General features: G+C 61.4%; 18 protein-coding genes and 1 pseudogene. 4 read left to right on the top strand and 15 right to left on the bottom strand.

The features are described from left to right. Positions 1–79 precede the first annotated feature (79 nt). Together rhaS and ACO07N_RS01320 are read right to left on the bottom strand one after the other, a co-directional pair. Positions 80–1,072 (bottom strand): rhamnose ABC transporter substrate-binding protein, encoded by a 993-nt coding sequence (rhaS, locus tag ACO07N_RS01315; protein WP_421979293.1) that lies wholly within the window; start codon positions 1,070–1,072, stop codon positions 80–82. Positions 1,073–1,125: 53 nt separating this feature from the next. Next, positions 1,126–1,932: a DeoR/GlpR family DNA-binding transcription regulator gene (locus ACO07N_RS01320; protein ID WP_421979294.1), complete on the bottom strand. Its 807-nt coding sequence runs from the start codon at positions 1,930–1,932 to the stop codon at positions 1,126–1,128. A 186-nt stretch (positions 1,933–2,118) separates the two neighbouring features. On the opposite strand from ACO07N_RS01320, the gene ACO07N_RS01325 reads away from it, so the two are divergent. Together ACO07N_RS01325 and rhaI are read left to right on the top strand one after the other, a co-directional pair. Beyond that, positions 2,119–4,221, top strand: a complete 2,103-nt coding sequence (locus tag ACO07N_RS01325; protein ID WP_421979295.1) for a bifunctional rhamnulose-1-phosphate aldolase/short-chain dehydrogenase — start codon at positions 2,119–2,121, stop codon at positions 4,219–4,221. Positions 4,222–4,499: 278 nt separating this feature from the next. After that, complete coding sequence (gene rhaI / locus ACO07N_RS01330) at positions 4,500–5,786, top strand: L-rhamnose catabolism isomerase (RefSeq protein WP_421979296.1); 1,287 nt, start codon at positions 4,500–4,502, stop codon at positions 5,784–5,786. A gap of 32 nt (positions 5,787–5,818) precedes the next feature. On the opposite strand, the gene ACO07N_RS01335 is transcribed toward rhaI, so the two are convergent. The 9 genes from ACO07N_RS01335 to ACO07N_RS01375 all read right to left on the bottom strand — a co-directional run bounded on the left by ACO07N_RS01335 (position 5,819) and on the right by ACO07N_RS01375 (position 14,715). Then, complete coding sequence (locus tag ACO07N_RS01335; protein WP_421979297.1) at positions 5,819–6,202, bottom strand: hypothetical protein; 384 nt, start codon at positions 6,200–6,202, stop codon at positions 5,819–5,821. A gap of 193 nt (positions 6,203–6,395) precedes the next feature. Further along, a complete protein-coding gene (locus tag ACO07N_RS01340) occupies positions 6,396–7,511 on the bottom strand; it encodes an ABC transporter ATP-binding protein (RefSeq protein ID WP_421979298.1) in 1,116 nt (371 codons plus the stop codon). 14 nt (positions 7,512–7,525) lie between these two features. Next, the gene (locus ACO07N_RS01345; protein ID WP_421979299.1) at positions 7,526–8,251 is read right to left on the bottom strand and encodes an SDR family oxidoreductase; all 726 of its coding nucleotides are present in this window, start codon (positions 8,249–8,251) and stop codon (positions 7,526–7,528) included. Positions 8,252–8,321: 70 nt separating this feature from the next. Next, the gene (locus ACO07N_RS01350; RefSeq protein WP_421979300.1) at positions 8,322–9,827 is read right to left on the bottom strand and encodes an ABC transporter substrate-binding protein; all 1,506 of its coding nucleotides are present in this window, start codon (positions 9,825–9,827) and stop codon (positions 8,322–8,324) included. Positions 9,828–9,883: 56 nt separating this feature from the next. Further along, the gene (locus ACO07N_RS01355) at positions 9,884–10,762 is read right to left on the bottom strand and encodes a carbohydrate ABC transporter permease (RefSeq protein WP_306141568.1); all 879 of its coding nucleotides are present in this window, start codon (positions 10,760–10,762) and stop codon (positions 9,884–9,886) included. After that, the gene (locus ACO07N_RS01360; protein WP_421979301.1) at positions 10,759–11,655 is read right to left on the bottom strand and encodes a carbohydrate ABC transporter permease; all 897 of its coding nucleotides are present in this window, start codon (positions 11,653–11,655) and stop codon (positions 10,759–10,761) included. The genes ACO07N_RS01355 and ACO07N_RS01360 overlap by 4 nt, the downstream gene beginning before the upstream one ends. A 27-nt stretch (positions 11,656–11,682) precedes the next feature. After that, the gene (locus tag ACO07N_RS01365) at positions 11,683–12,582 is read right to left on the bottom strand and encodes a class II aldolase/adducin family protein (protein WP_421979302.1); all 900 of its coding nucleotides are present in this window, start codon (positions 12,580–12,582) and stop codon (positions 11,683–11,685) included. Continuing rightward, a complete protein-coding gene (locus ACO07N_RS01370; RefSeq protein WP_421979303.1) occupies positions 12,579–13,400 on the bottom strand; it encodes an HAD-IIB family hydrolase in 822 nt (273 codons plus the stop codon). The genes ACO07N_RS01365 and ACO07N_RS01370 overlap by 4 nt, the downstream gene beginning before the upstream one ends. Positions 13,401–13,404: 4 nt before the next feature. Continuing rightward, complete coding sequence (locus ACO07N_RS01375; protein ID WP_421979304.1) at positions 13,405–14,715, bottom strand: iron-containing alcohol dehydrogenase; 1,311 nt, start codon at positions 14,713–14,715, stop codon at positions 13,405–13,407. Between the two features lie 156 nt (positions 14,716–14,871). Here ACO07N_RS01375 and ACO07N_RS01380 point away from each other — a divergent pair, with 156 nt between their 5' ends. After that, positions 14,872–15,861 (top strand): sugar-binding transcriptional regulator, encoded by a 990-nt coding sequence (locus tag ACO07N_RS01380; protein ID WP_421979305.1) that lies wholly within the window; start codon positions 14,872–14,874, stop codon positions 15,859–15,861. Further along, positions 15,858–17,492: a xylulokinase gene (locus tag ACO07N_RS01385; RefSeq protein ID WP_421979306.1), complete on the top strand. Its 1,635-nt coding sequence runs from the start codon at positions 15,858–15,860 to the stop codon at positions 17,490–17,492. Before ACO07N_RS01380 ends, ACO07N_RS01385 begins: the two co-directional genes overlap by 4 nt. Here ACO07N_RS01385 and ACO07N_RS01390 read toward each other — a convergent pair. The 4 genes and pseudogenes from ACO07N_RS01390 to ACO07N_RS01405 all read right to left on the bottom strand — a co-directional run. Continuing rightward, positions 17,422–18,165, bottom strand: a pseudogene (locus ACO07N_RS01390) (TIGR01459 family HAD-type hydrolase); the annotation flags it as partial. The gene ACO07N_RS01385 and the pseudogene ACO07N_RS01390 sit on opposite strands and share 71 nt — an antisense overlap. Beyond that, the gene (locus ACO07N_RS01395; protein ID WP_421979307.1) at positions 18,162–19,421 is read right to left on the bottom strand and encodes an FGGY-family carbohydrate kinase; all 1,260 of its coding nucleotides are present in this window, start codon (positions 19,419–19,421) and stop codon (positions 18,162–18,164) included. The gene ACO07N_RS01395 and the pseudogene ACO07N_RS01390, both read right to left, overlap by 4 nt. Beyond that, positions 19,418–20,488, bottom strand: a complete 1,071-nt coding sequence (locus ACO07N_RS01400) for a class II aldolase/adducin family protein (RefSeq protein ID WP_421979308.1) — start codon at positions 20,486–20,488, stop codon at positions 19,418–19,420. Before ACO07N_RS01400 ends, ACO07N_RS01395 begins: the two co-directional genes overlap by 4 nt. Continuing rightward, the gene (locus ACO07N_RS01405; RefSeq protein ID WP_421979309.1) at positions 20,460–22,055 is read right to left on the bottom strand and encodes a glycerol-3-phosphate dehydrogenase; all 1,596 of its coding nucleotides are present in this window, start codon (positions 22,053–22,055) and stop codon (positions 20,460–20,462) included. Before ACO07N_RS01405 ends, ACO07N_RS01400 begins: the two co-directional genes overlap by 29 nt. Positions 22,056–22,058: the final 3 nt, after the last annotated feature.

The raw sequence follows: 22,058 nt of genomic DNA on the forward strand, positions 1-22,058 counted from the left end.
AGTCCCCCGGTGTGTGAAATCTGTTTGGGTCATGGGCCGGCCCGGTTGCCCGGGCCGGCTGCTGCCTGGTCAGCGAAGCTTAGAAGATATCCTTGAAATCGTCGATGTTCGAGCTGTCATAGACGAACGGGTCGGCCATCGCGCCTTCGTTGTTGTCATTCAGCGTCAACGATCCCATGCGCCCCATCGGGATTTCCGCACCCGGCTTGGCTTCGGCATTACCGGCCGCAAGGTTGTAGGCGAGCATCGTCGCGGAGTAACCGAGGTCGATCGGATTCCAGATTGCAAAGGACTTGGACGCGCCGGAGTCGATATGGCCGGCCATTTCCGAGGGAAGACCAAGACCGGTGACGTTGACCTGTCCGGCCTTTTCGGCATCGGACACGGCTTGCGCGGCAGCAACGATACCGACGGAGGTCGGAGCGATGATCGCCTTCAGGTCGGGATAGCTCTGCATGAGACCCTGGGCTTCGCGGTAGGACTTGTCGGCAAGGTCATCGCCGTAAACCGTCGCGACAACATTGATGCCCGGATAGTTGTCCTTGACCTTGTTCATCTCCTCGATCCAGGTGTTCTGGTTCGTCGCAGTCGCCGATGCCGACAAGACGGCGACATCTCCGCCGTCAGGCAGATGATCCGCAGCGAGCTTGATGATCATGTTGCCGATCAAAGCATTCGAGGACGGATTGAGGTGCAATTGCCGCCCCTCGGCTGCAACGCCCGAATCCCAGGAAATCACCGTGATCCCGCGCTGCATCGCCTTCTTCAGGGCCGGAACGAGCGCATCCTGATCATTGGCCGAGACGGCGATCGCGTCGACTTTCTGCGCAATCAGCGCATTGATGACTTCGATCTGGCCCTCGGCGGTCGTGTCGGTCGGACCGGTATAGATGATTTCAACGTCGCCGAGTTCCTTGGCAGCTTCTTCCGCGCCCTTGGCTGCTGCTTCGAAGAAACCGATGCCAAGGGCCTTGACGACCAGGGCGATCCGCTTGGTTTCTGCCTGTGCCGGCACAGCTATGCACATGGCGGCAACGGCTGTTGCTGCTAACAGTGACTTCAAGAGTTTCATTGTCTTCCTCCCTAGATAGCTGCCGGTCCTCCCAGGTTCCGGCAGGACACCGGCTACCCGCTTGAGGTCGCCTTTGCTTGTGCGGCGCTCGTCTGCGCCACGATTAACTTGACGTCCGCCTGCTCCAGCATGCTGGCCGCGTGGTCGGGAATTCCCTCGTCCGTCACGACGGTCGAAATGCGCTCCAGCGGACACAGGATCAGCGATGAGCGGGCGCTGAACTTCGAGGAATCCACCAGAACCACGAGTTCGTCGGCCTGCCCGATCAGTTTCTGCTCCGCCTGAATCAGGAGCGGGTCGGCCTCCATGAGCCCGAGCGCTCCGAGCCCCTGTGCGCCCATGAACATGCGCTTGGCGTAGAAGTTCCGCGTGACGTCATTGTCGAACGGACTGAGAATGATGTTCTGCTCGCGGTAGATAGCTCCGCCGGAGAGCATGATCGTGTTCTTGGAATTCTTCAGAAGATGCTCGGCAATCGGAAACGAATTGGTGAAGACCTGCATGCGCCGTGTCGCGAGCGGATGCACCATCTGAAAGGTTGTCGTGCCGCCGTTGATGATGATCGGGTCGCCGTCTTCGCACAGCTCGACGGCCTTTTGCGCGATTGCGCGTTTCTGAGCGATGTTGATTGTTTCGTTGACCGAAAACGGCCGTCCGGCGAGACCGACGAACTGGGGCGGATGGATCGACTCCGCACCGCCGCGCACGCGGCGCAACTTCTTCTGCACATGCAGGGTTGCGATATCCCTGCGAATGGTTGCCTCGGAAGATCCCGTCAGGGTCACCAGTTCCTGGACCGTCACGACGGGCCGGTCCTGGACTGCGGACAGGATGATCCTCTGGCGTTCTTTCTCGTGCATTCCGTTCTCCCGTTGCTCAAACGTTTTCATCAAAAACAGTCATTGTCAATCAATAATTGTCACAAACGCTCATATTGCAGTGCAATATGATTGAATTTGATTGTTTTTGATTGACACGACGGTGCTTTCGAGCGAGGTTCTAATCAAAGAGGCTTGCACTGTCAGGCGTATTTTCGGGAGGTATCGATGTTGAACTCTGCTGCGGGATCACGGCTGCAAAACCTATGGGATGACGAAACCGCGCAGTCGATGACAGAAGCCGAGTTGCTGCTGTACCGGTCGAACCTTCTGGGCTCGGACAAGCGCATCACCAATTATGGCGGCGGCAACACCTCGGTTAAGGCGATGGAGAAAGACCCGCTGACCGGTGAACAGGCCGAAGTCCTGTGGGTCAAGGGATCAGGCGGCGACGTCGGCACCATAAAGATGGACGGCTTTGCAACGCTGTACATGGACAAGCTGCGCGCTCTGAAGGGTCTTTATCGCGGCGTCGCGTTCGAAGACGAGATGGTGGGCTACCTGCCGCATTGCACCTTCAACCTCAATCCGCGCGCTGCCTCTATCGATACCCCGCTGCATGCCTACGTTCCCGCCAGACATGTCGACCACATGCACCCGGACGCGATCATTGCGATCGCGGCAGCAGCCGACAGCAAGACCATGACCGCCGACATTTTCGGTGACGACATCGGCTGGCTGCCCTGGAAACGTCCCGGCTACGAACTCGGCCTGTGGCTCGAAAAATTCTGCCTCGAAAATCCCGCTGCAAAAGGGGTGGTACTGGAAAGCCACGGTCTGTTCACCTGGGCGGACGACGCCAGAACCTGCTACGAAATCACCATCGACACGATCAACAAGGCAATCGAATGGTTCGAGCAGAAAACGCTCGGCCACAGCGCATTCGGCGGCGCGAAATGCACTGCTCTGCCGCCGGTGGAGCGCCGGAAGACCGCTGCTGCCCTGATGCCGGTCATTCGCGGCATGGTCAGCGATGACCAGCATATGGTCGGCCATTTCGATGACACTGACACGGTTCTGGAATTCGTCTGCTCCAACGACATGGAGGCACTGGCCCAACTCGGGACAAGCTGCCCGGACCATTTCCTGCGCACGAAGATACGTCCGCTCGTGGTCGGCTTCGACCCGCAGACCCCGGACATCGGGAATACAATTGCCGGATTGGGTGATGCGGTTGCGCAGTACCGGGACGACTATGCAGCCTACTACGAGCGGTGCCGCCGACCGGACAGTCCGGCGCTCAGAAACCCGAACGCAGTCGTCTATCTCGTGCCGGGCGTCGGCATGATCACTTTCGCCAAGGACAAGGCAACGGCCCGGATCTCCGCGGAATTCTACACCAACGCCATCAACGTCATGCGCGGCGCATCGAGCGTCTCGACCTATCGGGGCCTGGAGGAACAGGAAGCATTCGACATCGAATACTGGCTTCTTGAAGAAGCAAAGCTTCAGCGGATGCCGAAACCGAAAAGCCTGGCGGGAAAGATCGCACTGGTCACCGGCGGCGCGGGAGGTATCGGCTCTGCGACCGCGGAACGGTTCCTGCGCGAAGGCGCGTGCGTGGTCCTGGCCGATATCGATGAAGAGGCCTTGACCGAAACCGCGAATGTGCTTTCCGGGCGGCACTCGATGGATCTGGTGCGATCGGTGGTGATGGATGTCACCAGCGAGGACGCTGTCGCCGACAGTTTCGCGCGGGCCTCGCTTGAATTCGGCGGGATCGACATTCTGGTTTCCAATGCCGGCATCGCCTCCTCGGCGCCAATCGAGGAAACCTCACTGCACCTTTGGAACCGCAACATGTCGATCCTGTCGACGGGCTACTTTCTGGTTTCCCGGGCCGCGTTTCAGCTCATGAAGACGCAAGGCACGGGCGGCGCGATTGTCTTTATCGGATCAAAGAACGGTCTCGCCGCTTCTCCCGGCGCCAGCGCCTACTGTACGGCCAAGGCCTCCGAACTGCATCTTGCGCGCTGCCTGGCGCTCGAAGGCGCTCCGGACGGTATCCGGGTCAACACCGTCAATCCGGACGCCGTCCTGCGCGGATCGAAGATCTGGTCCGGCGACTGGCTGAAGGAACGGGCGGAGGCCTATGGCAAGGACACGGCGGAGCTTGAGGAGCACTATCGCCAGCGTTCCCTGCTGAAACGGTCGGTTCTTCCGGAAGATATCGCCGAGGCGGCCTACTTCCTTGCCTCCGAGTTCTCGTCCAAATCGACCGGCAACATCCTGAATGTCGACGCCGGCAACGTTCAGGCCTTCACGCGCTAGGGTACGGACTCATAAATGAGACTGAAATGGCATGCGAAATGGCGAAATCCCGTCAGGAAGGGTGTGCGGAGCGGGCTTCCTGCCCGGTCAAGCACGCTGACGACACGGGGGGATGCCATTTCCATGTCCTTCGGATTTGACCGGCTTGCGCCTCCTCCGCGTCGCGAAAGGTTTGAAAATGAACCACATTTCCTGCCCTTCCACTCCTTGACGAGAAGCAAGCCGCCTCAAACCATTTCGGTCTCATTTATGAGTCCGTACCCTAGAGGAGACCGGTCATGCCCATGATCGACAGCGCGCTGGTCGCGCAGGAAAACGAAAAGCTCATCACGAACCTTCGCCGCGACTACGACGCTCTTGGTGAGCAGTTCGACCGGCGCGGTGTCGTTATCGACGAGATCAAGCGGAAAGTCTCCGCCTATGGCGTTGCAATCCCCTCCTGGGGCGTGGGAACAGGCGGTACCCGGTTTGCACGGTTTCCAGGACCGGGAGAGCCCCGCAATATCTTCGACAAGCTCGAGGACTGCTCGGTCATTCATGAATTGACGGGCGCAACGCCCAGCGTTTCGCTGCATATCCCCTGGGACAAGGCGGACCCGGCATTGCTCAGCAACAGGGCCGACGAACTCGGCCTTGCTTTCGACGCGATGAACTCCAATACCTTTCAGGATCAGGAGGACCAGCGGCAGTCCTACAAGTTCGGGTCGCTTTCGCATACCGATCCGTCTGTCAGGCAACAGGCCATCGAGCACAATCTGGAATGTATCGAGATCGGTGCCGCGCTCGGGTCGAAGGCCCTGACGGTCTGGGTGGGGGACGGGTCGAACTTTCCCGGACAGACCCACTTTACCCGACAGCTGGAACGCTATCTGGAAAGTGCCAAAACCATCTACGCGCGGCTCCCTGGCGACTGGCGGCTCTTCACCGAACACAAGATCTTCGAGCCCGCCTTCTACTCCACTGTTGTTCAGGACTGGGGCACCAACTACCTGATTGCCACGGAGCTCGGCGAGCGTGCCTTCTGCCTGGTTGATCTCGGACATCATGCACCGAACGTGAACATCGAGATGATCGTTGCCAGGCTGATCCAGTTCGGCAAGCTTGGCGGCTTTCATTTCAACGACAGCAAATACGGCGACGACGACCTGGATACGGGCAGCATCGATCCCTATCGCCTGTTCCTGGTCTTCAACGAACTGGTGGATGCAGAAGCCCGCGCGGTGCCGGGGTTCGACCCCGCCCATATGCTGGACCAGTCGCACAACGTCACTGACCCGATCGAAAGCCTGATGGTGTCTGCCATGGAAGTGCAGCGAGCCTATGCCCAGGCGCTGATCGTCGACCGGCCCGCCCTGGAAGCATGTCAGGAAAGCAATGACGCGCTCATGGCGACCACCACGCTCAAAAAGGCCTATCGCACCGACGTTGAACCGATCCTGGCCATGGCCCGCGCGGACAAGGGCGCCGCGATCGACCCGGTTGCGGTCTACAGAACGTCCCGTTACCGGGAGACAGTCGCAAGGACGCGCCCCGCCGTCTCCGGCGCGGGCGGCGGTATCGTCTGAGGGTTCCTCGCTGCGGGTGGCAGGCGCGAGCGTCAGCAGCCGCACGCGAGGGAGTCATTTCCGCCGCGAGGGCAGATCACTTCCTGCCTCGGGAAGCTGATCCTGTGTGTCGCGAACTCCGCGAAGAAGCCGCCATTGGCCCAGCACCACTTGCCCTCGCCCATCGTTGTGCTCGATGCATCGCAGGAGCGACCGAGATAGAGCGTCTCCCTTTCGCGCGTCACCGACGACGCCGCACCCGCCTCGAAGAAACGGGTCACAGGATATTGGGATTTCAGGACGTAGCCGGACGCGTTACAGCTGAGCGACCAGCTGTGATTGTCGCCGACATAGCCGAATTCCTCGGACAGGGACGCTGCGGAAAAGGTACCAGTAAGGACGGCGCAGGCCGCAAGGGCTTTCAATTTCAAGATCATCTTGCGAATTCCAAAAAATGACTGTCTACGAAATAGCGCAGTCAATCATACCAAACGACCGCGCTGAGAGGCAGCCTGGCGTTGGACTGTAGCAGCCATGCCGGCGAACAGCGGGTCGCTCGTGCTGAAAGACGGCCGACAATCACGCTCGCAGCTCGCTAGGTCATACCCACATAAAGTAGGCCGCAATAGTCTAGAGACCCTCCACTTTCGCCAGCCTGTCCTGCGCAATGGCTTCCGTTTCGATCCGGTTCTCGGTTTCAGCGTCAAAGAGGTGCACGGCCCTTTGCGGGATCGTCAACTCGATGGGATCGCCCGCGGCAACGCCATTGTCACGCGCCATCGTGGCGACGAGACTTGCGGTGTCGCTCAGGTCTACATGGATGTTGACGTCCGCCCCGGTTTTCTCCACGAGCTTGACGGTACCCGTTATCGCACCGCTCCGGGCCGTGATCAGATCGGAAGGCCTCAAGCCGCAGATGACCTTCTGTCCCGGCTCGGCTTTCAGTCCGGCATCGAGCGGCAGATTGATATGCGGCCCGACGAAGGACGGGTTTCCGTCTTGAGCCGTGATTTCACCCTCTATGAAATTCATCGAAGGCGACCCGATGAAGTCGGCTGCGAACCGTGTTGCCGGCCGGTCGTACAGATCATCCGGCGTTCCGACCTGCTCGATCTTGCCGCCCTTCATCAGCACGATCTTGTCCGCCATCGTCATCGCCTCGATCTGGTCGTGGGTGACATAGATCGTCGTTGCCTTGAGGCGCTCATGCAGCTGACGGATCTCGACACGCATATGCGCCCTGAGCTTGGCGTCGAGGTTGGACAGCGGCTCGTCAAACAGGAACACCTTGGCGTCGCGGACCATGGCCCGGCCCATCGCCACGCGTTGTCTCTGGCCGCCGGATAGCTCCCTTGGATAGCGGTCGAGATATTCGGTCAGGTTCAGGACGGCCGCCGCCTCGTTGACCTTCCGCTTGATCTCATCCTTGCTGAGCCGCTTCACTTCCAGACTGAAGGCAATGTTGTCGAACACCTTCATCGTCGGATAGAGCGCATAGTTCTGGAACACCATGGCAATGTCGCGGTCGCGCGGATGGACCTCGTTCATCACCTTGCCGTCGATGGTCAGTTCGCCGCCGGTTATGTTTTCCAGGCCTGCCGTCATTCTGAGGAGCGTAGTCTTGCCGCAACCGGAGGCACCCAGCAGCACCGCGAACTCTCCGTCGTAAATGGACAGCGACAGGTCGCGCATGACCTCGAACGAACCATACGACTTGCAGATATTGTGATAGGCGACTTCTGCCATAAAAGCTGATTTCCTCAGTAGGTTTGCCGCGTCGGCGTCAGGCAGATCTCCTGAACCAGGGCCTTTTGCGGCAGCTGATAGGCATTGAGGATCAGGTCGCCGACGATGTCCGCACCGATACCTCCGCCCATCTTGACCTTGTTGCTCTTGTAGTTTGCAAGCGTTTCTTCATCCAGCACACCGGAAAGCACTTCCGTTTCGATCACGCCCGGCGAGAGCACGATCACGCGCACATCGTAAGCCGAAAGGTATTCGCGCAGGCTCTCGGAGACCGCGTGCACGAAGTATTTGGTCCCGCAATAGACCGTGTGGTCGGGATAGACCTTGCGGCCGGCAATGGAACTCATCATCACGAGCGTCCCGCGCCTGCGCTCCATCATGCCGTTCATCACCGCGTGGACCGTGTTCATCACACCCTTGGTGTTGATGTCGATCATCTCGTCCCACTCTTCGGGGGGCTGACGGCCAATATCGGCAAGACGCGCAATGCCCGCATTGGCTAACATCATGTCGACCGGTCCGAAACGGTCTTCGGCGTCGCGCACCGCGGCTGCGATCGCCGCCCGGTCGCGCACATCCACCTGCCGGAGAACGGCGTTCGGCAGGCCGAGTGCTTCCATGCGGTCCATCCGGCGGGCCATCAGCAGAACCGGATGTCCGGCGGCTGAAAAGGCGCGCGCTGTTGCTTCGCCGATACCGGAGCTTGCCCCGGTTATTGCGACAAGAGGCTTGGTTTCCACGGGTTCCTCCCTGCCCAGACTGGCGGGAAGGGTGTTGCCACCCTTCCCTGTTCTCGTTTGCGAAAAACGGTTAGCCCGAGACGATCTTGTCGACGGACACCGCAATGTCGTCCATTGCTTCCTTCGGCGAGCCGTAGTCGCCGGCAAAATACTTGCCGAGCCGGACCGGGATCGTGTCGTTGGACAGTTCCGCCCATTGCGGCAGATCCGGTTCCGACCCCATGTCCATCGCGATCGTGTCGCGCACAACGTTGAGGTGCCGGGTGGTGCCCGGTCCGACGCGGTTGTTGGCGATGATGCGCGGATCGTCGTAGACGCTTTTGCGAGTCGGCCCGGTACCGCCACCCAGGGCCGTGATCAGCACCTGTGTGTCGTAGCTTGTCGCCCACTGCATGAAAATCCAGGCGGCGTCCGGATTCTTGGAGTTTTTCGAAACCGCGAGCGACGAGCCGCCCTGGTGTCCGACACCCGGGATCTCGCCAAACCCGGTCTGGTCGACCGTACGCAGCGCCCGCATTGGAGGCGGACAGCGGACGGCTTCCATGAGACCGGACACCTTCGTGGCCGACGGGTCGTCGAAATAGGGGAAGAATTCGCCCCAGCTCATCATCGACGCGGCGACGCCCTGGGCAACGGATTGCCCCTGGCCGTCCCAGGTCCAGCCCGTCACGCCCGGAGGCATGGTCTTCCAGAGCTTGGTCCAGTAGTCCATCGCTTCCAGGCCGTATTCGTCGTTGCCCGAGAACTTGCCGTCCGCGTTGAAAATCGACCCGCCATGGCCCCAGAGCCATGCCGTCCAGTCGCATTCAAGACTGTAGTGGCCGGATTTCATCTGACCCGTGGAACCGTAGAGATCCGGTCCCTTGGCATCGGTGATCGCCTTGGCCTGCTGGTAGTATTCTTCCAGGGACGACGGCGCTTCGAAACCCATTTCTTCCCAGATGTCCTTCCGGTACATCATGATGAAGATCGGAATATCGTACGGGACGCCAACCCAGCGATCCTCATACTTCGCGATACCGTCGACAAGCGCCGGCAGGAAGTCGTCGATATTGTAGTTCGGCATCGCGAGGTCGGGCTTGTTCTCGATCTGCTCGCGCGGATCGAAGACATCCTGGCTCACCGACGCCGCCCAGCTCTGGTCGATATAGTAGAGATCGTAGGTGCCGAGCTGCGACGCGATGTCCAGCGTCATTTTCTGAAGAACCTGCTCAAGCGGCAGCACTTCGATTTCGACCGTCATTCCGGAGGCTTCTTCGAAATACTTCTTGAGCTGGCTGTTGATCGCGTTCGACGGCGGTGTGGATTCCGTCGCAAGCTTGAGCGTCGTTCCCTTGAACGGTCCGGACACATCCTTCACCCATTTCAGGACCTCGTCGGATGGCCGAAGGTCATCGGCAGCATTGGCCAGTGGCATCGAACCCAGACCGAAGGGCCGGCGCATACCCGCACCGAAGGCGGCAGCGCTCAATCCGAGCAGGCCGGCATTTCGCATGAAATCCCGCCGCCCCATGCGCCGGTTGACAAAGGCGTCCACCAGATTGGCGCGATATTGTTTCCTGTCTGTATCTCTCATGACTAACTCCTCCCGTGATACGTGAAAGATGGTCTCCTGAAGACTTTGTGTTGCTCCTATTGCTTGAGGGAACCGAGTGTCAGCCCGCGGACCAGCTGTTTCTGGACCAGCAGGATGAAGAGGAACGCCGGAGCCATCGCAGCCACTCCCAAGGCTGCCATGTTGCCCCAGGCGGTGCCTGTGGATGTGACGAAGCTCGACGACACGACCGGCACGGTTTTCAGCCCGGTCTGCGTCAGGGTCAGGACGAAAATGAATTCCGTCCAGGAAAAGATGAAACAAAGGACCGCGGTCGCCGCGATGCCGCCCTTGGCCATCGGCAGGATGATACGGCGGAAGATCTTCCAGCGGCTTGCACCGTCGACAATGGCGCTCTCGTCGATCTCCCGCGGAATGTCGTCGAAGAAACTTTTCAGCAGCAGAACCGCGAGCGGCAGGTTCATCAGCGCGTGGATCAGGATGATCCCGGTATAGGAATCCATCAGGCCGATGTCCTTGTAGATGAAGAACATCGGGATCGCGACCGCGACGGGCGGCATCATGCGGGTCGACAGGACCCAGGCGACGAAGTGGTGGCGTCCGCGAAAGTCCATCCGGCTGAGCGCATAGGCGGCGAAGGTCGATATCGCGATCGCCAGCGCGGTTGAAAACACGGCAACGACGATGGAATCCCACAGGCGCGGCGCCATGTAAAAATTGCCGCCACCGGGCAGAACCTCCTGCTGGCGCAGGAAGCCGAAGGAAATGCCGAACACCTCCTCGAAATTGCGTAGCGTCGGCGTGAAAGACCAGACGGTCGGCGGGACCGAAAAGATCTCCTTGGCTTCCTTGAAGGCCGTGGTTCCCCAGTAATAGAGCGGGAACACGAACAGCGCGGTGATCAGCCACGCGGCAGCCATGCGCGAGTAGCGCCGATATTTGCTCTCGACAATCACCAGCGCACCTTCGCTATCCAGATGAACAGGTTGGCGATCACGAGGATCAGCACGAGACTGACAAGGCTCAGCGTCGCCCCGTATCCCCATTTGATGAAACTGAAGGTCTGCTGCCAGGCATAGAGCGACAGCGTGTAGGTCGACGTTCCCGGACCGCCGGACGTCATCACGAACATGTAGTCGAACGCCCTGAACAGATCGATGCCGCGGATCAGGACGGCGACCGCGATCACCTTGGACATCATCGGCAGCGTGATCCGGCGGAACGTCTGGAACGCGGACGCGCCGTCCAGCATGGCGGCTTCATAAGGCTCCTGGGGCAGCGATCTCAGCCCGGCGAGAAAGATCAGCACCATGAACGGCGTCCATTGCCAGATGTCGGCAAGCATCACGCCCGCCAGCGCCGTCGAACTTGTCGCCAGGATCGGGTCCTGACCGGTCAGGATCCCGAGGGATTCCAGCAGATAGGTGAGCACGCCGAACTCGGGATCTTCCATGAGAAGAAACATCATGCCCGTGATCGCCGGCGGAATGACCAGCGTGAGGGTGAGCAGGCCGCGCAGCAATCCGAAGCCGGGTTCGTCGGAATCCAGCAGCAGCGCGATGATCATCCCCAGGACGACCTGGATCGCCAGAAGCACGAAGAAATAGGTGAAGGTCACCGACAGCGCTTCCCAGAAACGCGGATCGTTGACCAGAGTGCTCCAGTTCTCCGTGCCGACATAAACGAGCCGACGCTTGAACGGCGCATATTCATGGAACGAAAGCCAGATGTTGTAGAACAGCGGATAGATCGTGAAGACCACGAGCATGGCGACCAGCGGCGCAAGCCACGGCACCGGGCTGTCGCCGGTGATGTAGCCTTGCAATCCTCTGGTTCTTACGAACGCCATGCCGATCCTCCCATCAATTTGGCGCTGTTACTTCTTCCTCGCCGGCGGCTTCCGGGTGGCCGCCGCTTTTGCCGCAGGCTTTCTGGCAGCCGCCGCTTTTGCCGCGGGCTTCCTGGCCGCTGCCGGCTTCGCAGCCGGTTCTGCCGCCGCCTCGGCTTTTGCCGCAGGTTTCTTTGCGGATGCCGCCTTTGCCGCTGGTTTCTTTGCCGCCGCCGTTTTCGCAGCCGGTTTTTTCGCGGCACGGCGTTTGGGTTTCGGCGTCTCTTTTCCGGCATCGTCCTGCAGGCCGTAGCCGGCGAAACCGCGATGCGTGTCATCGATGGCCGCGTCGCTCAGGAGCACCGAACCGCCGATCGAAAGACTGAGGTAATACTGCTTTGCGATGGTCTCCAGCTCGATCGCGCGCCACATCGCCTTGGCGAGATTCTCGCCGATCGCGATCATGCCGTGATTTGCAAGCAGGCAGGCCGTCCTGTCGGTCATGGCGTCGATGGCAAGTTCGGACAGTTCTTCCGAACCGAATGTCGCATAGCCCGCACAGCGGACGTTGTTTCCGCCGAACGCGGCGATCATGTAGTGGCAGGAGGGGATCTCCTTGCGCGCGATTGCCAGCGTCGTGCAGTAGGTCGGATGCGCATGAACGACCGCACCGGCATCGGGACGGCCGCGCAGCAGCTTCTGGTGAAAACGCCACTCGGTCGACGGTTTCAGCGGCCCTTCGTAGCGGCCGCTCGTGTCCTCAAGGCCGACCGACGCGATCATGTCGGGCGTCATCTGGTCATAGGGTGTCGCCGAGGGAGAAATCAGCATCCGGTCTTCGTACCGGACCGAGATGTTCCCGGAGGTTCCCTGGTTGATACCGCTGGAATTCATTTCCCGGCAACGGGCAATGATGTCCTCGCGCAGTGCCAGTTCGGCCTTCTTCATGCGCTCATTCTCCTGTCTGAAACGTTTCTTGCTGCGATCAGGGCGTTCGCAAGCTCTGCAAATCCTTCACCACCCCGCCCGGTCGTGATCCAGCCGGGTTCCGCGTCGATCCGGCCCTTGAAGTCCAGGACGTTCGCCACGCCGCAGGCATTCGGAAAGAAGCCGAACATCGGCGCGTCGTTCGGGCTGTCGCCGCAAAAGACAATCCTGTCCTTCTCCGCGTCCAGGTCCAGGTTCAGAACGTCGCGCGCAAACCTGCGCGTCATGGTCAGCTTGTCGTAGCTGCCGTACCATCCGTTCACATGGATCGAGGACACCTTCGCCACCGCGCCCTCCTCTTCGAAAATGGCCTTGATGCGATCAACGTCCTCACGCTCAAGCGCAGGCACGTCTTCGCAGAAATCGATGGCGAGGTCCGCCTCGCGAAACGCCTGATCCGCCGATACCGCTGCCCCGGGCACTTCCCTCAGGATGCGTGCCGCAATCTGCTCGTAGCGCAGCTTGTTGTTGCGCCTGACGACGTCGTTTGCCGCAAAGACCCGCCGCATCTGTCGCGCAGCGCTGTCATAGGCGTAGTAGAAAGCGCCGTTCTCCCCGACCACGCCGTCTACGGGCCAGAAGCGGGCAATCATGTCGCACCATCCGGCTGGCCGGCCAGTGATTGCCGCGACCTTGAAACCTGCGTGCCTGAGCTTCTCAAGCGCCGCATAGGCGCTTGCCGGAAGACGCCCGTCATTCGTGAGCGTGTCGTCGATATCGGCCATAACCGTGTGGATTGTGGCTGCGGTGTCCCGGGGCATGGAGGCAATCGGCTGCATTGTTTCAGACCTCCCTCGCCGCAAACTCGTCCAGCAGGCCCGAATCGCAGGCCAGATCAGCGAAAGAGAAACGGTTCCGCATTTCGTGCGCATGGCGGACGGCTTCGCGGTAGAAATCGGCGGGCAGTCCGAGGTCCCGTCCGCTCGTCGCGCCACCAACCTCGTTGAGCTTCGCCGTCATGTTGCTGACCGGATCGACCAGCTTGCGGCACTCCGCGCGCAGCTGCGGCCAGATCTCCTGCAGACGTTCGTTGATCCGCGCCGCGCCGTTCTCGTCCAGCGCTTTCTTCCGGTATTCCGCTTCGCATTGCGCGGCGATTTCGGGGCCCATCCGGCGCGCCATGTCCTCGCCGTCAACGCGGGTCGGCCGGATCTCCGGCGGCCGTTCCTGGTTCAGAAACCAGTCCTGGATACGGCCCATGGTCAGCGTCGCGACCCCGACCTGTTCGCCGTGCAGCGTTCCCGTGTGCCGGTCACCTGCGAAACAGTCGATATAGTGGGAAATCTGGTGCTCGCCCATCGAGCCATGGTTGGAGACTTTGGTAAAGGCAACGCCCAGACCGGACAGGACAAGCGCCCGGACAAGATAGCCGACAGCCGTGACATCGCCCTGCTTCAGGCCGGACGCATGGGTTTCCAGCATGCCTGCGTCCGGTTCGCCGATCAGATAGGGTTCCATCCAGAACCGGCTTCCGAGCAGCTTGTGCGACATCCACCAGTCGATCCGTGCGACGCTGTTGCAAAGACAGTCGCCGAAACCTGCAGCCGCCATCCGGCTCGGTGCGGCCGCAATCACGCCGAGATCCAGGAACACCCCCTTGGGCGCATGGGCCGGCAAGGAGATTTTCAGCCCGCTCGGCAAACCCATCGACGCCGTCGTCGATGCATAGCCGTCCATCGAGGCGGCCGTGCCGAAAACACAGTAGGGACGGCCGTCCTTGGCCGTGACATATTTGGTGAGATCGTTCACCGTGCCGGATCCCACCGCAATGACGGACGAAAAATCCTGGAGCCGAACCGCCAGTTCATCAGCAGCGTGAACGGTGGCGTGCGGTTTGCCTTCGAGCAGGACTTCGCCGACCGTGATGCCGGCGCTTTTCAGGGTATGCGCAATCCTTGAACCTGCGGCATCCCAAGTGTTGGCATCGGCGACCATCGCGGTTGAATCGCCGATGCCCACGGAGCGCACGAGGTCTGCCTCGGCTCCGTCAATCGATTCGGAAATCAGGATCTTGTCGACCGGAGCCCGCGGTCCGGTCTCGCCGGTTTCCGGGTTCACCCATCGGCCGAGATACACGTCCTCAATATGCTCCATCCAACCGTTTTCCGGCCGCTCTGGTAAAGAGGGAGTCTGTTGACTTATTGAGGGCATGCAAAACCTTTCAGCTCACGAATGACAAATGACAGCATCTATTGACATTTGTCAAATCGAATTTCAAACTTCACGGATCGCAAAGGCGAAAGCGAAACAATGTCAGACAGGAAAAGCGACGGTTCAGGCGAGGAAAATGTCAGGTTTGTCGAGGACACGACGGCCTGGGCGACCTGGCTTTACTATGCGGAGTCGCGCACCCAGGCGGAGGTTGCCAAGGCCTTGGGTGTGTCGCGTGCATCGGTTGCCAATTACCTCGCGGATGCGCGCAGGCGCGGACTTGTCACCATCAGTCTGGCACCCGGTCTCCTGGAACAGGCCGAGCTGAGCAAACGGCTCGCGGCCCGCTTCAACCTGAAGGGCGCCTTCATTGCCCCCGAGATCAGCGAAGAAGACGGCGATCCAACCCAGCTTCGAAAACGTCTTGGCATCGCCGGAGCCCAGATCCTCCTGTCGCGGCTGCGCAAGGACATGACGCTTGGCGTTGCGTGGGGCCGGACGATGCTGGAATTGGCAAACGCCTTGCCGGAGAAAAATCAGGAGAGCCTGCGTGTTGTGCAGGTCTCGGGCAGCTCCCTCGGGGATGATGTCACGTCGCCGGAAGCCTGTACGCTCTTCATCGCGAACCGTCTTGGTGCGAAATGCCATAACTTCCACGCGCCGGCAGTCGTCACCACATCGGACCTTCGCACCGCGCTTCTGCGCGAGCCCTCCTTGAAACGCCATTTCGAGCGCGTTCACAGCTGCACCACCGTGGTCTTCGGCGTCGGTGAACTCAATGACGAAACCAGGTGGGCGGACGGCAACAACCTGATCCAGCCCTCCGCCGAGGACTACATGAAGGCCGGCGCCGCCGGTATCGTGATCGGCCGGTTCATCGACGCGCAGGGAGACGCCCTCGAAGGGCCGCTGTCCGGGCGGCAGATCGGAATGGAGCTTCAGGATCTGAAAGCCGTTCCCGAGCGCATTTGCGTTGCAGGCGGAACTGAAAAACTGCAGGCCCTGAAAGCCTGCCTGACCGGCGGATACGTCACCGATCTGGTTACGGACAGGTCGACGGCCGAAGCGTTGCTGAGGGAGAAAACATGACGCAGGATCTGGTCATCGGGCTCGACAGCTCCACGCAATCGACCAAGGCCGTCGCCTGGACAAGAAACGGAACACCGGTGGCCGAGGGGCGCGCGTCCATTCCCCTGTCCCAACCGCAACCCGGCTGGGTCGAACAGGACGTTGAGGACTGGTGGTCCGCTGCCTGCACGGCTTTGCAGGATCTTGGCGACAAGATCGACATGTCCCGCGTCGCCGCACTTGCGATCTCCAACCAGCGCGAGACGGTTGCCTTTCTCGACGCCGACGGAAACGCCTTGCGTCCCGCCGCGCTTTGGCTCGACGAACGCGCCCGCGCGGAGGTCGATCTCCTGAGCCGCGAGATCGGAGCCGAGAAACTGCACCGCGTTTCCGGAAAACCGATCGATATCACGCCCGTGATCTACAGGCTGTCCTGGTTCCGCCGCAACCAGCCTGAGGTCCTTGAACGGGCCGCAAAGGTCACCGACGTTCATTGTTTCCTGACCGGACGTCTCACCGGCAACTGGATGTCCAGCTGGACGAGCGCCGATCCCTTCGGCCTGCTTGATATCGAAAGCATGACCTGGTCCGAAGACTTCCTCGCTCACCTGGGCATCCGCGCCGATCAGCTCGGAACGCTTGCGCGTCCGGGCACGGTCACCGGCACGGTTACGGCAGAGGCCGCGGCCAGCACCGGTCTGCCGGAAGGCTTGCCTCTGGTCGCCGCCGGCGGCGACGGCCAATGCGCGGGGCTCGGCGTCAACGCCGCCAGGGAGGGTGTCGTCTATCTCAATCTCGGAACCGCCCTCATTACCGGGGCCTGGGCACCCGATCCGATGATCAGCCTCAACTGGCGCACCATGACTTCACCAACCGGCAACGGCTATTTTCTGGAAGGATGCCAGCGCGCGGGCGCCTTCCTGATCAACTGGTTCGTCGACACCTTCGCGGGCGGGCGCGACGACCCGTCGGTGTTTTCAAGGCTGGAAGCGGAAGCCGCGACCATACCGCTCGGCTCGGAAGGCGTCACGGTCTGCCCCTACCTCACCGGCTGCATGGATCCACACTGGGACACCGGTGCGCGTGCCAGTTTCAACGGCCTGTCGCCGAACCACGGCCTTGGTCATCTCTACCGGGCGGTTCTGGAAGCCATGACGCTGGAAAGCGCGCGCGCGATCACGGCCATGAAGGACAACGGCCTGAAGATCGAAAAGATCGTCGCTGTCGGCGGCGGCGGCAACAGCCCCCTGTGGACCCGGATGTTTGCCGACGCAACAGGCCTGCCGGTCCACATCTCGCAAAGCCTGGAAGCGTCCTCTCTCGGTGCGGCCATGAGCGCAGCCACCGGAGCAGGCTGGTTCGAAACCCTCGATGCCGCAGCGGCGGCCATGAGCGAAGAAGGGGAAACGGTCATTCCCGACCCGTCAATGCAGGATGCCTGGTGTGCCTTTCTGCCCGGCAATTCGCGAGTTACCGGCCTGAATACGCGGACACCTGACCGACGTTTCAAAAACGAAGCGTTTCGAGGGAATAGTCCGGCAGGACGCCGTCGGCCGGAGACATCGCCTGGACTCCTCCAGCGATCAGCAGCGTCCGGCAGCCGAGCGCGGCCGCACCGGCTATGTCGTGATGATGGCTGTCGCCGATCATGAGCACGCGCCCGGGATCGGGGTCCCCGAGAACCGCCAGGGACTTTCGAAAAATCTCCGGACCCGGCTTTCCGGCATAGGTAACGCTGCCGCCGTCGTCCTCGTAATCCTGCGCAACGCGTCCGGGACCGAACGCTGCCTTGCCGTCGGCATAGACCACGTGATCCGGATTGGCACAGATAGCGGGCACACCCGCTTTTGCCAGCGGACCAAGCATCTCGCGATAGGATGCGCGGGAAACCTCTTCCGGTTTGAGACCCGAAATGAGGACAAGACGGATGGCGTCACCGGGGTCATCCGACGGGACAAGTCCCAACCCGTCGAGCACGGTCGTGTCGTTCTCGCGAGTGAGGTTCAATACCCTGTCTCCCGTTGCAAGATCTCCGGAGGCAAGCATGTCGGCGATCCGGGCGCGGGCGACCATGCCCGACGTGATCACCTCCCCGATCAGGTCTTCGGTGAACCCGAACCGGTCGAGGCGCTGTCTGTTCGGCTCCTTCATCCGCCCCGAATTGGTGATCGCGACCACCGGCTTGTTTATCTCGGCAACTCTTCGAAGACAGGGCAAGGCCTCCGCAAAGACCGCCTTTCCGTCATGAAGAACGCCGAACTGATCGATGAGGATGCCGTCAAATTCCTCGATGATCTCGCCCAGGCCAGAGATGCGGCGGGTCATGCGCGATCCTTTACAAAGCCCCAGGCAATGCGCGCGGACCCCGCTGCCGCTTCGCCGGACGCTACCGGGGCCTCGGGTGTGTTCAGCATTCGGGTGCGCATGCGTGTCCAGGTCCTGTTGGACGCGCCGCCGCCGACGGTCCGGATGGACGTCAGTTTCGGGCCGCCCAGTCCGGCCAGCCGTTCAAATCCGAGTTTCTCGATGGCCGCGATCCCCTCCAGCAGCCCCTTCAGGAACTCTTCCCGTGTTTCCGGGCGCGGATCAACACGCGATTCAAGATCCGGGTCATTGACCGGAAACCGCTCACCGGTGCGCGGCAAGGGATAGTAGTCCAGTCCCGTGGAGACCTCGGGATCGATCCGCGCGCTCAACGAAGCGATCTCGTCAGGCGGAAAATGGGCCGCAAGCGCCTCGCCGCCGCTGTTGGAGGCACCACCCGCAAGCCATTGATCTCCAATACGATGACTGTAGATCCCGAATTCGGGTGCAAAGATCGGTTTGTCGGAAAGCAGTTTCAGCGTCAGCGTTGTGCCGAGTGCGGTCACGCCGTCTCCGGGGCTCGACGCACCGGTGGCAAGAAACGACGCACAGCCATCGGAAACACCGGCAACGATCGGGATGCCTTTCGGCAGTCCGAACGCACCGCACGTGGCGCCGGTCATCGTCCCGGTCGCGACGACATCCGGCAAAAGCGCGGTGTCCATCCCGGTCGCCGGCATCCAGTCAGGCCAGGTCCTCGCGATCGGGTCATAACCCGTTTTCAGCGCGTTGCTTTCATCACTCGGCACGGGCTTCCCGGCCAGTTGTTCCGCGATCCAGTCCGCCTGGTGGGCAATGCGCGCGACACCGGTCCTCGTCTGCAATGAGATGCAGCGGGCAAGGGCGGAGCTGGCCCCGTGAGCCGCGCTTTGCCGGGGAGCGACAGCGGCGATTGCCTTCGGGATCGACGGATCGTCGACGGTGTCGTTGTACATCAACGCATGCCCCAGAGGCCGGGCCGCATCATCCAGCGCGAGCACGGTGCCTGAGGTCCCATCGACACAGATGGACGTGACACTGCCCGGATCGATGGCCTGGAACATCCCGGAGAGCGCCTCCGACAATGCCGCCAGCCAGACGGCGGGGTCATTTCTCGGCCCCCTGGAAAGATCCATGGCCGCCTTCGTCACCGTGACAACCTCAAGGTCCTCTCCGAGCGCGGCCACGCGCACACCCGACGTGCCGACATCGATCCCGAGCGCAAGAGAGTGTGTCATGCTGTTGCGCCATCGCTCGTGTTGAGGGCCTGGCGCAGCTTCTCCGCATCCCAGTTGATCAGCTCATCCTCCTGCTGGTCCGACAGACGTGTCACATCCGAACCCGGCGCAACGCGCACGAGCACGTCGCCAAAGGCACGCACCAGTGTCAAGGTCGCGGCATTCGCGTCCGCGGGAATGGCGACCCCTTCGCCCGGACAGATCACGAGCTTCCGCTCCGACCGCCCCGCCGATCCCCGGCGCGCCGCTTCGGCAACCGTTTCCCCTTCCCTTGCGACCACGCATCCCGGCCCGAGAAACACGACGTGGTCGGGATAGAGGGAATTGCCATCCGCGATCTCGAGCAGGCCGTCATCGAACGCGACCGCCTGCGTCGTTTCAAAGGGCGCCGGCACCCAGCCCGTTCCCTCCAGGGAGCGGACAAAGGCCGCCTGCGCTTCGCCCGCATGGTCGACTGCAGCGGGCTCCAGCCGCCGGGAGACCTCGAACAGCCGGTCCCGCGCCTCGCCGGCACTTTGTCCGGTCGCGACCAGGCCGTGATTGCCGAGGATCAGGATTTTGGTCGAGCCTGTTGCCCGCGCCATGATCGCCTGCGCGAGATCGAGGCCAGGCTTCGCGTAGGGGATGAACACCGCATCGAGACCGGCAAGCTTGTCCCGGACAATCTCCTCGGCATCCGAGCGAATTGCGATCGCGATCGTCGCCACGCAATGCGTGTGCAGCACGACGGGACTGTCGAGCAGCGCATGCACGGAGGTTTCGATCGACGAGCGCAGCTGCGGCGCTCCGTCCACGTCGGCGAGAAACCGCGCCGTATCGCCGGCGTCTTCGTCTCCCGATTGCAGGGCGGCCACGAACCGGCCGGAGAACACCGGAACCATGATGTCGCGTGTTTCCGCTTCGGCCAGCCACGTGCCCGATGCCTTGATCCACATCTGCCCGTCCCGCTTTAACGACGTGTTGCCGCCTGGCCCCTGAACCTGCAAAGGGTCCTTGCCGAGTTCGGCGGAGATCGATCGAAGTCTTTCGAACTCTGCATCATTCCGCAATTCTAGAAACGGGTTCATCAAGTGTCGGCCTCTTTTCCAACCAGGTTTCAAAATCCGACTTTTCCTGCCGCGTCAGGAACAGCCCGTGCTTCGTGCGGCGGAGCAAAATGTCTTCAGCGCTCACGGCCCATTCGTTTTCGATCAGCCAGACAGCTTCGCGTTCGAAGAAACAGTGTCCGAAATGGTGCCCGAGATCGGACAGGGCGTTGACGCCGTCCAGCAGCCGCACGGCATCGGTTCCGTAACAGTGCCCCAGGTGGCGCAGCAACACCTCGGGCAGGAACCCGTAGCGCTTGCTGAACCCGGCGAACCAGGTCTCGAACTGCTTGTCCGGCAGATCGCCACCCGGGAGCGGGGTGTCCGCGGTCCAGGCTCCGGCCATCTCGGGAAAGTAGGGTCCGAGCATTTGCAACGCGTGCTCGGACAGCTTCCGGTAGGTCGTCAGTTTCCCGCCGAAAGCGGAGAGAAGCGGCGGAGATTTTGCATCGGGGTCAAGCGAGCCGTCGAGTTCGAACTGATAGTCGCGTGTCACGGCGGACGCGCTCTTGCTGGCATCGTCGTCGAAAAGCGGCCGGACGCCCGAATAGTCGAACAGGACGTCGGCCGCGTTGAACGTATGGTCGAAATAGTTGCCGAGAATTCCGAGCAGGTAGTCGACTTCCGACTTGTCGATCGCGACGTCTTCGGCCTTGCCGTCGAAGGGAATGTCGGTCGTGCCGATCAGCGCCATGTCGTCGAAATAGGGATTGACGAAGATGAGGCGTTTGTCGGGCGCCTGCAGAACATAGCCGTGATCGCCCTGCCACCACTTGGGCAGCACGATGTGGCTGCCCTTGACCAGGCGCACACGCATGCGCGAATTCACGCCCGCAACCTCGCCGATGACCTTTTCGACCCAGGGTCCGGCCGCGTTGAAGATTGCCTTAGCATAGACGGTTGACGGACTGCCGGGCTGGTCGCCTCTGAGTTCCGCGCGCCAGACATCCCCTTCCCGCCGCGCCGATACGCACGGGGTTCTGGTGAACACCTGCGCACCGCGCCGGGCCGCATCCACCGCGTTCAGGACAACCAGACGCGCATCATCGATCCACACGTCCCAGTAACTGAACCCCTTCTTGTATTTGTCCTTGAGTCTTTCGCCGGCAATGTTGTGTCTGAGATCGAGCGCGGAGGAGCGCGGCACCCGTTTCCGGCCGCCCAGATTGTCGTAAAGAAACAGTCCGAGGCGAATGAGCCATCGCGGCCGCTGCTCAGGACTGTGCGGCAGCACCAGCTGCAGCGGCCAGGAAAGATGCGGCGCGGCCTCCAGAACCACCTCGCGCTCGTTGAGTGCCTCGCGCACGAGCCTGAATTCGTAATATTCCAGGTAGCGCAAACCGCCGTGGATATACTTTCCCGATCTTGAGGACGTGCCTTCGCCGAGATCCCCCTTTTCGCAAAGGACGACGGACAAGCCGCGCCCGGCGGCATCGCGCGCGACGCCCACACCATTGATCCCCCCGCCAACGACCAGCAGGTCCACGGGGCGATCGGCGGATCGTCCCTGCGGCTCGTATCTGGTATGGTCGGACGTCACAAGGTTCATTCA

The organism is Roseibium sp., assembly GCF_965229775.1.
Lineage (GTDB): Bacteria > Pseudomonadota > Alphaproteobacteria > Rhizobiales > Stappiaceae > Roseibium.